A 10,560-nucleotide genomic window follows, 5' to 3' on the forward strand; every position below is an offset into this window, starting at 1 on the left:
CTATACAGCAGAAGTGCACCTGTGCAAAATCCATCATTCCAATGGAAACTATGCCTTTAAATTCCAATCTGCCGCATCCGCCGCATAACCTTTTCTGCCCGTATATCCAAGTCATCCCCCTCCTCTTTTCCGAATACCAGCTCACTGACTATCTTCCCATCCTGCATAAACAGCACACGTTTTGTTTTTGCTGCCACTTTCGCGTCGTGGGTAACCACCAGGACCGCAGTGCCCTCCTCATTGATCTCTTTTAAAAGCTCCATGATCTCCTGAGCAGACCCGGAGTTCAGCGCACCTGTGGGTTCATCCCCGAAAATAATCTCCGGTTCGCTCATAAGCGCCCGGCATATGCCCGCGCGCTGAAGCTGCCCCCCTGATACCTGGGCGATATCCCGCTCTTCCAGTCCTTCTATTCCCACCTTTTTCATAAGTGCCCTGGCTTTTACGGTTATCGCTTTTCCATTCTTTCTGTTTTCCCGCATAACTGGCAGAATGATATTGTCCAGAAGGTTCAGATTCTTTAAAAAGGCCGGCTGCTGAAAGACAAATCCCATTTTTGTCCTGCGCAGGTCCGCCAGAGTTTCCTCCTTAAGACCGGACATGGTGCTGCCGTCAAAAACTACGGTTCCGCTGTAATCAGAATCCATGCCGCTCAGTGTGTAGAGCAGGGTGGATTTACCGGACCCGGAAGGCCCCATCACGGAAACGAATCCTCCTCTCTCCATTTCCAGAGATACATGGTCAAGCACCAACTGCTTTTCCCTGCCCTCCCCATATGATTTTACGATTTCTTTTCCGTCTAATAACTGTTCCATACCTTACTCCTTTATTGATTGTGATATACATAGGTTCCCCGCTTTTGCCGTTCCTGCTATGGTTGCCGCCAGCGCGGTAAAGAGCAGAACAGCCGGTGACAGGACAAAGGAAGACAGAGGGTCTTCTGTAAAATGAAAGGCTGCTGCCCCCAGAGAGGAAATGGCAACTCCCGCTATCCTTTCTCCAAGCGTCCCGGCAAGTACGCTTCCCAGAAGAATCCCCAGGATCACAACCAGTACCGAACGCCATATATACTGCCTGGAAATATCAGAGCCGGTAAATCCAACAGACTTAAGCACAGCTATGGAATACCGGTCCTTTGCTGTCAGCAGTTTCATAAAAAGCAATATGACCAAAAGTGTCACAACAACAGCCACAAAACCGGCTCCCACCGACGCTGTCCGAACCGCGCGAAGCGTCTGTCCGAAAGTCTGTGCCACATAGTCTTCCATACCGGAAACCTTTGCATACGGAAACTTTCGGCTGTACTCTTCTGTCTTTTCCGCCAGCACACCGGGCTGTTTCAGATTCACACAGACCGTGCTCCAGGCGGCTTCCCGGGTACCCGGCTGGAAGGCCGCCTTTGCAGTTTTTCCTCCATTGGTAATGTCTGAGTAAATACCGCAGACTGTGAGCTGTTTTTCCCCTTTGTCCGTAAGCAGAATCATTTTATCACCGACTTTTTTGTCCATCTCCTCTGCGTATAACACAGACAATGCAATATCACTGTCACGGGAAGGCAGCCTTCCGTCCACATACTGAAGGGGAAAAGCACCGTGATTCCCAAGCTCCACTTTGATCTGCTCTGTCGTTCCGTCTTCCTGCTCTTGGTCAAAAAGTTCTGTTACGAAAACAGCATACGTCTCAACCGCTGAATCCCGTTCCAGATATTTTCCCACACTGCCTGCCTTTTCCTCCAGCTCCTCTGTCTGCTGTATATCCATCCGCAGATCACAGCGCCCCACACCCAGATAAGTGACAAAACTGCTGTCCGAGATCGTGTGATACAGATTCTGAGGCACCACCATGATAAAACACGCCAGAATGATCACAAACAACATGGTTAAATAGAGACGCTTCCGCGCAGCTATATCTTTCACAGCCAGAAACAGGTTGGCGCTTAACCATCTGTTCTTTGAAAGCCTGAGGCTTTTTCCTCCGCGGACATTTTCCTGTTCGCTTCCCTGGCGGATTGCCTGCACCGGTGATATCCTGCGGAATCTTTTCAGGATCCGTCTGATGAAGAATAGGATAAAAAAGAACAGAAGCAGGGTTCCTGCCATACCAAGAAGGAAAGACAGCCCATCATTCCCGCTTTCCCCCAGATTAGCGCGTATACTCTCCTGCAGCGGACCACGCAGCGTCAGTGACAGAAGAAATCCCATGATACATCCGGCTGCGGCGAGAACGGCATAGACCGCCAGATAAATACTCTGTATGTCAGACACCCGGATTCCCACTGCCTTCATAACCCCGATTTCCCGGTAGTCATCTTCTATTTTTGCAAGCAGGGTAAACCGGATGCAGAGCAGGGCTATGAGTATAACGATCACGCTGACCAGCAGGATCACAGCGATCATGATCCCGTCGGAGACCGCGCTGATCATCCGGAACAGCGGCCAGGAAAGAGTCGGCCCGTTGGCCGGCATTTGGGATGCACTGTAGGCACTCTCAAACTCACTTAAGTCTGACAAATCCTTCAGACGGAATTCTATCAGATACTCCACGCTTCCCACTTCTTTTAACTGCGCATAATCTCCCGCACTTACAACAAACCGCTTGGAGGAGGCAAGTGTGGAATTCATCTGGGAATCCCGGACAAAGCCGGTTACCACAAAGGTCTTTCCGTTTATGACAGCCTTATCCCCCGCCTGTACGGTATGATCCCTGTTATAGCAGACCGGGACCCAGAGTTCACCGTCTTTTGGCTGTGCGGGCCTGTTGTTCTCATCCAGCAAAAAATCAAAGCGGCTGCTCTGTACGCTGAATCCATTGTCCTGAACACTTAGTGCCAGGGAATTTTCTCCCAGCCTGATTTTTTCTCCGCCCACATTTAAAAACTCCAGAACCTGAAAATCCTCTACTGCGCTGTTTCCCGCAGCAAATGCTTCCAGCTCTTCAAAATCCACATCTCCTGTATGCATCTGCATAAAATGCGGCGTCTTCGCATCCGCCATAAGCCGGTCAATAGAACCGAAAAGATTGGTGACAAGGATTCCGGCCAGGGACAAAAGCATAGCCGCGGCGGTAATAAATAATACGGTAAGAAAGGATACTGCTTTATTTCCTGCAATGTCTCTTTGAATAATTTTACGATTCATATACACCTCTGTTTTCCAGCAGACGAATAGATTTTATACCGGGAAGAAGGGCCGCTGTCACACAGAGCAGCAGTCCTGACAGTATGATCAGCAATCCGATTCCCCTGCCGTCGCCTGTTCCGAGTATCTTCCCCACACTCCCGGCCAGTTTCCCTCCGGGCAGCAGCAGCGGGGTCATAAGGTAATCTGCCAATACACCGGAAACGGCATAGGCAGCCACATATCCAAGCTGGGAGATCAGTCCCACAAGCCCCCACACGCGGCCCTGTATCTTATTATCTATATTACCGCGTATCAGGCAGTCCAGACAGGTATTGGCAAAGGGAAGCATGGCAAAAAAACAAAATCCGACCGCTCCGATCCATACCATATTTTCACGCAGTCCGAACAGTGCCATAAAAATCCCCGCCCCGAACAAAGACGCGGAAAGAAGCCTGACATACCCTTTTTCTATGGAGAAGCCTCCCAATATCATACTGGATACCAGCATTCCGAAAGCAATGACTGTCATAAGTGTCCCAAGGGATGTACTGTCTGCAAAGCTGAGCACCATGGGGGACGCTAAAGTCTGGATCATCCCAAGACAGAACGTAATCAGTGCGCCCATGAAAACAAGGGCAGGCATTCCTGTTCTGCCCGTAAGGGCCTTCCATCCTTCTTTGATTTCCGGCAGAAATGATATCCGTCCTCCGGACACCCGGCTTTCGATTCCTCTGCGCACCGCCAGAGTCGTCACCACTGTCACGAAAAAGGTACCCATATCTAAAAGTAACAGAAGGCGGATATCCGCGATTCCAAGGAGAAATCCTGCCAGCACCGGGGAGATCAGATATTTCGCCGAACCTGCCAGTTGGACCATGCCGCTGGCTCTGCTGTACTGCTCCGGCCGCAGCAGATCCGTGATGGTGGCTTTGTATGCCGGTTCTAACAGGGAAGTAAATACCGAACTGATCGTCACACCCACACAAATCTGCCACACCTGTGCCTCCCCGTCCATAAGACAGGCCAGAATAAACAGCAGTCCGGCTGCGGAAAGACTGTCACCCAGTACCATCAGTATCCTGCGGTCATACCGGTCCGCCAGCACGCCTGCTGGTACACTCAGCAAAAGAGACGGAAGAAACGCAAGCAGAGTGACAAGCGCCATATAGGACGCCTTCCCTGTCTGCTGGAAAATATAGACACCCAGACCAAAGGATGTCAGCCCGCTTCCCACTGAGGAGATAAAATCCCCTGCCCAGAGTGTCAGAAACTTTCTGAAAGAGCTGTCTGCCTGCTTCATGCTATTCCCCGCTTTCAAACATTTTTACAATATAATCAAGATGCCCCTTCTCTGTGCCCAGAAGCCTTTCCATATGGAAAATGAATGCTTCTATCCGCATAAGACGCTCTTCCTCTGTCAGTACAACGAGACCGTCATCCAATATAGTGTTCAGATACGCCACCACCATCTCCATACATTCCAGAGGATAGGGCGTGTCAAAAAGTCCCTGTTTGATGCCATCCTCCAACACGATCGCCAGAATAGGCGGCACCTGATTCATAATGATCCTTTTTGACTTCTGATGCATCAATGCGTTCTGAGGCCGGTGCAGATGTTTGATCATGTCTTTCCCTCCCGCTCCTTCCGTCTCTTCCAGGCGAAGAGCCATAACAACACGAATCATGCGTTCTTCAACAGGGATACTGTCATCCTCTGCAATCTGCCGGGCCCGTGCCAGCATCCGCCCGCTCTGTCTGTCTATAATCGCGTCCATAATATCTTCTTTTGATTTAAAATGGTGGTAAAGCGTTCCTCTGGCAATCCCTACCGCCTCCAGGATCTCATTTGTGCTGGTATTATCAAAACCCTTCTCTGCAAACAGCATTGCTGCTGCGTCTAATATCTCATTTTTTCTCTCATTTGCTTCTTTTACTACCCGCATACCATTCTTCCCTCCTATAGACCGACTGTCTGTCGGTATATGTTCATACTATCATCCCCTGCGGGTTCTGTCAACCAAAACAGGAAATATTTTTCTTCACAATCCATAGAGCGGATGTTATCATGGGAACAAATCAAAGACAGACAGCGCCAACCGAAAAGTCAGCGCCATAGAATTTAAGAAATTACAAGACCTTAAGTGCGATTTCAAGAACAAACGCAACGCAGTATAAAACCGCAAGAACGATTAAACATGATCCATCTGGAAAGGATATAATAGCTGTCTGAAAGGAGGTTCACCATGCCAAATCAAACCATAGAAAAAATCACCGCAGCCATTCAATATCTTGAAACACATTTGATGGAAAAAACAGATTTGGATACGGTTGCGGAAGCACTTCACTATTCCAAATACCATCTGCACCGCATGTTCACAAATACTGTGGGTATGACCATACATGAATATGTTCTGCGCCGTCGTCTGACAGAGGCTGCCAAGCTTCTTGTTTTCTCCGACAGACCGGTTCTGGACATTGCGCTTGGGGCCGGATATGAAAGCCAGCAGGCTTTTACCAAAATATTCACCGCCATGTACAAGCAGCCTCCCAGCAGATACCGGGAGAATGAGAAATTCTACCCCCTGCAGTTAAAATTTGAATTAGAAGGGAGCTATCACATGCTGGACAGTTATGAAAATGCCTCAGAAAAAATCACATTTGCCCAGGATTCCGACATTCCGTGCTGGATGGATCTTGTGCGGCTGGTCATAGACGGTTTTCCGCATCTCAGGGAAGAGGACTACTTACAGGTGTTGAAACAAAGCATTGCCGACAGACAGGCCCTTATCCTGAAGGACCAAGAAACCGCCATCGGCATCCTGCTTTTTTCCAGGGAGACAGGAAGCATAGACTTTATGGGCACCCATCCTTTATACAGGAAAAAAGGCATTCCCAAAGCGTTTCTGGATAAGGTAATGCAGGAGCTTGCCGCTGGTAAAGAGATCAGCATAACAACATACCGGGAGGGGGACCGGGCCGATACCGGGCACCGCAGGGAGATCAAAAATCTGGGATTTGCCGAAGCGGAACTGCTGGTGGAATTCGGCTATCCCACCCAGCGTTTTATCCTGCCAAAGGAGGGACCCGATGCATCCATTTCCTGATGAAACAGCCCACCTTGCAGAAATCCTCCAGAAACTGGATGCCGCTTTACAGGAAGCCGACGCGGATGTGGAGAGGATTGACACAGACTATAAGAATGCCAAACGTTATATGGCACAGTACCGGGGCGAATTAGATCCCCATGAAATGTTTCAAAACGAACTGCTGTTAAAGCAGACAGACCACACCGGCACCATTGCCGCAGCCTCAAGGGATAGGCTGGCAAAACTAAAAGACTCCCCTTATTTTGCCCGGATTGATTTTAAATGCGATGACGGGGAAGAAATGATTGTATACATCGGCCGCTTTACCTTCCGCTGCAGGGGTGAAATGCTGATCTATGACTGGCGCGCCCCTGTATCCGGTATGTTTTACGACTATGAAACAGGCCCGGCGGGCTATGATGCCCCTGCCGGAAGGATTGAGGGATATCTGACCAGAAAAAGACAGTTTAAGATCAAAAACTGCATCATGGAATATGCCCTGGAAAGCGCTGCCAATATCCAGGATGATGTGCTTCAAAAAGAACTTTCCCACACTTCCGACGAGAAGATGAAATCCATCATCTCCACCATCCAGAAGGAGCAGAACAAAATTATCCGGAATGAAAATACAGGCACACTGATCATCCAGGGCGCTGCCGGCTCCGGCAAAACTTCCATCGCCCTGCACCGGATCGCATTTTTGCTCTACCGCTTCAAAGACCGTCTCTCTTCCCAAAATGTGACGATTCTCTCCCCGAACAAAGTGTTTGGGGATTACATTTCCAATGTCATTCCGGAACTTGGGGAGGAGCCCATCTATGAACTCAGCTTCTCCGATATAGCAGAGATCCAATTGGAGGGTATTATTGGTTTTGAGGAAGAAAGCAATTCTCTGGATGTCCCGGATGAAAAATGGTCCCGGAGAGTCCGCTTTAAATCAACGCTGGAGTTTGTACGAATGCTGGACGCCTATATAGAAAAGTTAAATGACACAATTTTTCTTCCTTCTGACTACACGTTCGGTCCTTTCAAAGCAGACAGAGACTGGATTGCAAAACGCTTTGCAGCCTATGGAAACTATCCCATAAAGCAGAGGCTTCCCATGATCGCAGATGATATATGCCGCAGCTTTGAAGATGATAATATCATGGAACAGGAACTGCCGCAGCCGCGTGCCATCCTAAAAAGCCTCACCTCCATGCTTGCCGTCCGCAGCACACTGGCCTTATATAAAAAATTCTGCCAAGACTCCGGCATCCCTCATCTGTTTGTCATGCCTTCCAAAAAGACACTGGAATGGGCAGACGTATATCCCTTTCTCTACCTGCACGCTGCCTTTGAGGGCCTGAAAGAGAGCAGGATCACCAGACATCTGGTGATTGATGAGATGCAGGACTACGCTCCCATCCAGTACGCAGTGATAAATCTGCTTTTTCCGTGTTCCAAAACCATTCTGGGCGACTTCGGACAGATACTGAACCCGAACCACAGCCATACTCTGGATGACCTGCGGGCCATGTATGAAAAGGCAGAATTTACCGAGCTGAACACCAGTTACCGTTCCACCTGGGAAATCATGAACTTTGCCAAATCCATCCTGAAAGATACAAAAATCCGGCCTGTAAAGCGCCATGGAAAGGCTCCGTCTGTCATCTTCTGTCAGACTCCCGGGGAAGAACTCCTGAAAATAGAAGCGGAGATCCGAAATTTTTTACAAGGCAGGGACGCCTCCATGGGCATAATCCTGAAGACGGACAAAGCCGCTGAAGCGCTCTTTAAACACCTGCATCCCACATACCCTGTAGAGCTGATATCCCCCCACAGCACAAGCTTTAAAAACGGGATATCCATCACCTCTGTGCGCATGTCAAAAGGGCTGGAATTTGACGCGGTCCTCATACCGGATGCGGGAAAGGAAACGTATTTTTCGGAATACGACCGCAGCCTGCTCTATATTGCCTGCACAAGAGCCATGCACAGTCTTACACTCTTCCATACAAAAGAACCCTGTTGTTTCCTTCCGAAATAACAGACGAGCCGGTCCGCGCAGACGTGACCGGCTCATTATCTTCTGTCTTCTATTTATCTCAGCAGCGGCAGACTGCCTGTCAGTTTATTGACCAGCTTCCTGGCACCGCAGATACCGATGCCAAAGTAAGTCATTTCCTCTTCTGCCACACTTGCTGCTTTTTTTATATACTCCTCATAGACGTTACAGCTCTGCGCAACATCTGAAAAATCCACCACCACCAGGTCCGCGTATTCCGGCCGGTAGAGCTGCTCCCTGATCTCTCTGATCTTCTCCTGATCCGCCTTCAGAATCGGAACAGGAAGCTCTATGATCCCAAGATGTTCCTTCCCGCTTTTGTCCATCACATCCGGCCCCACTGTCTCCGGGATGTGTTTTCCCAGTGTGATTCCCATGATTCCCGCTGTGTTGGCCAGAATGCCAAGGGGCAGGTCCTTGTCCAGTACCATGACGCATTTATCACTTTGTGCCTGCATATGCCTTATACTCCTTTGCTGTATTCTTCTCAGTTTTTCTGTCCTCAGATAAGAACAGGCCGATCAGTGTCAGGACAATGCCTGAGATGATCGTCCGTGTTAATTTCTCATGCAGGATAAGGGCCGACGTAACTGCCGTGATGACAGGAACCATGTAAATATAGACACTGGTCTTCACGGAACCCAGGATCTTAACCGCAAGATTCCAGGTCACAAAGCAGAGCGCAGAAGCTCCGAATCCCAGGAACAGCAGATTCAGCAGGTTTTTCAGGCTGGCAAACTGCTGAAGTTCCATATGAAAATCCATCAGAAGCAAGGCCGGGAGCATAAAGATAAGCCCATAGAAAAACGTCCGCCTTGTAGTCTGAATGGTATTATATCCAAACCCACTGATCTTTTTCGTGATCGTCGAAAACGCAGCCCAGATCATTGCCGCTATCACAGCCAGCAAATCTCCCACGGGATTTAACTGCAGGTTCTTCTCCCCTCCGAAACTGATCAGAAAGATACCCGCAAGGGCAATCAAAAACCCGGCGAAGAACCGTATATTCGGCCTCCTGTCGTGCAGAAACAGACAGGAAAAGATCACTGTAAAAAAAGGCGCAATGGAGATGATGACACCCACATTGGAGGCCAGCGTATAGGTCAGCGCAATATTTTCAAACAGATAATACAGTGTCACACCGCAGAGTCCTGCTGCGGCAAAGTACCATTCCTGTTTACTCCTGCGTACCTTCAGCCTGCGGGGGCAGACACACCAGAGCGCAAAATACCCGATCATAAAACGGATAAATAATATTTCCACCGGTTCAAAACTTATAAGAAGCACTTTTGTGGAGATAAACGTAGTTCCCCAGATCAAAATGGTAAGAAAGGCTGCTATATGCCCATGTATTGTCTTATTCATTCGGCCACTCCTTTGCCGGAGTGACAGGCAGCGGTTTATCTGTAAAGATTTTCTGATACTGTTTTGGTGTCAATCCGATAAATTCTTTGAAAAAATTAGTAAAATGACTCTGGTCCGCAAAACCGGCCATATCTGCCGCGTCAATGGGTGCCACACCCTGTTCCAGGAACTCCTTGGCTTTCTTAAGGCGCACAGTCTGCAGATAGCGGTACGGAGAAACTCCCACCTGTTTGGTAAAAGAACGCAGCAGGTACGATTTTCCGAAACTGGTCATGGAGAGCAGATCATCCAGCGTGATATTTTCCGAAAAATGCTCCTCCATATAGCTGCAGAGCGTCTTGATCTGCTGATTCGGCTCTGATATATCCGCCTCGTCAAAAGGCGCTGCGTGTTCCTGCAGGATCTGCTGCAGAAGGAAGAAAAATGCCTCCTCCTTTTTCAGCTTGGGTTCGTGAGCGAGAATGGCATCATACAGATCTCCGATGGACTGCGTAATGTCACTTTGATATACCACGTTTTTAGTAAAATGCGGGATAAACTCCTTTCCCGTAATTTCCTTAACAGCTCTCTGCATCACATCCATATTAATATTGACCGCACGGTAATCTAAAATTTCACCATTGATGGGCGCACAGAAGTGATTGTCTCTGGGGTTAAACAAGATCAAATCTCCGGCATTCAGGTCATACTCCATTCCTTTGCACCAGAGATGCCTCTTTCCTCCCTCCACAAACCCAATCACATAATAATCATGAAAATGGTTTGGAAATTTCTGGACAATCCCGCTCAAATTATATGCTTCGATTCCCAGGTCATGGTCATAATACACATGCCTTTGTTCTTGTTCCGCGTGCATTTCTTGTCCTCCTCCTCGTATTATAAAGTAGTAGTGTTTATAGTCCCTCTCCAAGGACTGTATGCTATACTATTGGAGATACTGTGG

General features: G+C 48.7%; 9 protein-coding genes. 2 read left to right on the top strand and 7 right to left on the bottom strand.

What is annotated here, in order from left to right; translation table 11 throughout:
* Positions 1 to 56 precede the first annotated feature (56 nt).
* Genes WMO65_RS03560 through WMO65_RS03575 form a run of 4 tightly spaced genes read right to left on the bottom strand, consistent with a single transcriptional unit; the run spans position 57 to position 5,062 of the window.
* The gene (locus tag WMO65_RS03560) at positions 57 to 815 is read right to left on the bottom strand and encodes an ABC transporter ATP-binding protein (protein ID WP_148391366.1); all 759 of its coding nucleotides are present in this window, start codon (positions 813 to 815) and stop codon (positions 57 to 59) included.
* A 3-nt stretch (positions 816 to 818) separates the two neighbouring features.
* Complete coding sequence (locus WMO65_RS03565) at positions 819 to 3,137, bottom strand: FtsX-like permease family protein (protein ID WP_148391365.1); 2,319 nt, start codon at positions 3,135 to 3,137, stop codon at positions 819 to 821.
* Positions 3,127 to 4,419: an MFS transporter gene (locus tag WMO65_RS03570; RefSeq protein ID WP_148391364.1), complete on the bottom strand. Its 1,293-nt coding sequence runs from the start codon at positions 4,417 to 4,419 to the stop codon at positions 3,127 to 3,129. Before WMO65_RS03570 ends, WMO65_RS03565 begins: the two co-directional genes overlap by 11 nt.
* Position 4,420: 1 nt before the next feature.
* Positions 4,421 to 5,062, bottom strand: coding sequence for a TetR/AcrR family transcriptional regulator (locus tag WMO65_RS03575; RefSeq protein ID WP_148391363.1), 642 nt, complete (start codon positions 5,060 to 5,062; stop codon positions 4,421 to 4,423).
* Positions 5,063 to 5,362: 300 nt separating this feature from the next.
* Between WMO65_RS03575 and WMO65_RS03580 the strand changes: the two genes are divergently transcribed.
* Together WMO65_RS03580 and WMO65_RS03585 are read left to right on the top strand one after the other, a co-directional pair.
* A complete protein-coding gene (locus WMO65_RS03580; protein WP_033142254.1) occupies positions 5,363 to 6,223 on the top strand; it encodes a helix-turn-helix domain-containing protein in 861 nt (286 codons plus the stop codon).
* Positions 6,207 to 8,234: a HelD family protein gene (locus WMO65_RS03585; protein WP_148391362.1), complete on the top strand. Its 2,028-nt coding sequence runs from the start codon at positions 6,207 to 6,209 to the stop codon at positions 8,232 to 8,234. The genes WMO65_RS03580 and WMO65_RS03585 overlap by 17 nt, the downstream gene beginning before the upstream one ends.
* 53 nt (positions 8,235 to 8,287) lie before the next feature.
* Here WMO65_RS03585 and WMO65_RS03590 read toward each other — a convergent pair whose 3' ends face one another.
* The 3 genes from WMO65_RS03590 to WMO65_RS03600 are packed head-to-tail and all read right to left on the bottom strand — an operon-like array spanning position 8,288 to position 10,473.
* Positions 8,288 to 8,710 (bottom strand): DUF2000 domain-containing protein, encoded by a 423-nt coding sequence (locus WMO65_RS03590; RefSeq protein WP_033139616.1) that lies wholly within the window; start codon positions 8,708 to 8,710, stop codon positions 8,288 to 8,290.
* The gene (locus WMO65_RS03595) at positions 8,694 to 9,617 is read right to left on the bottom strand and encodes a DMT family transporter (RefSeq protein WP_148391361.1); all 924 of its coding nucleotides are present in this window, start codon (positions 9,615 to 9,617) and stop codon (positions 8,694 to 8,696) included. Before WMO65_RS03595 ends, WMO65_RS03590 begins: the two co-directional genes overlap by 17 nt.
* The gene (locus tag WMO65_RS03600) at positions 9,610 to 10,473 is read right to left on the bottom strand and encodes an AraC family ligand binding domain-containing protein (protein WP_033139614.1); all 864 of its coding nucleotides are present in this window, start codon (positions 10,471 to 10,473) and stop codon (positions 9,610 to 9,612) included. Before WMO65_RS03600 ends, WMO65_RS03595 begins: the two co-directional genes overlap by 8 nt.
* Positions 10,474 to 10,560 lie beyond the last annotated feature (87 nt).

Source organism: Blautia caccae (assembly GCF_040095955.1).
GTDB classification, from domain to species: Bacteria; Bacillota; Clostridia; order Lachnospirales; family Lachnospiraceae; genus Blautia; species Blautia celeris.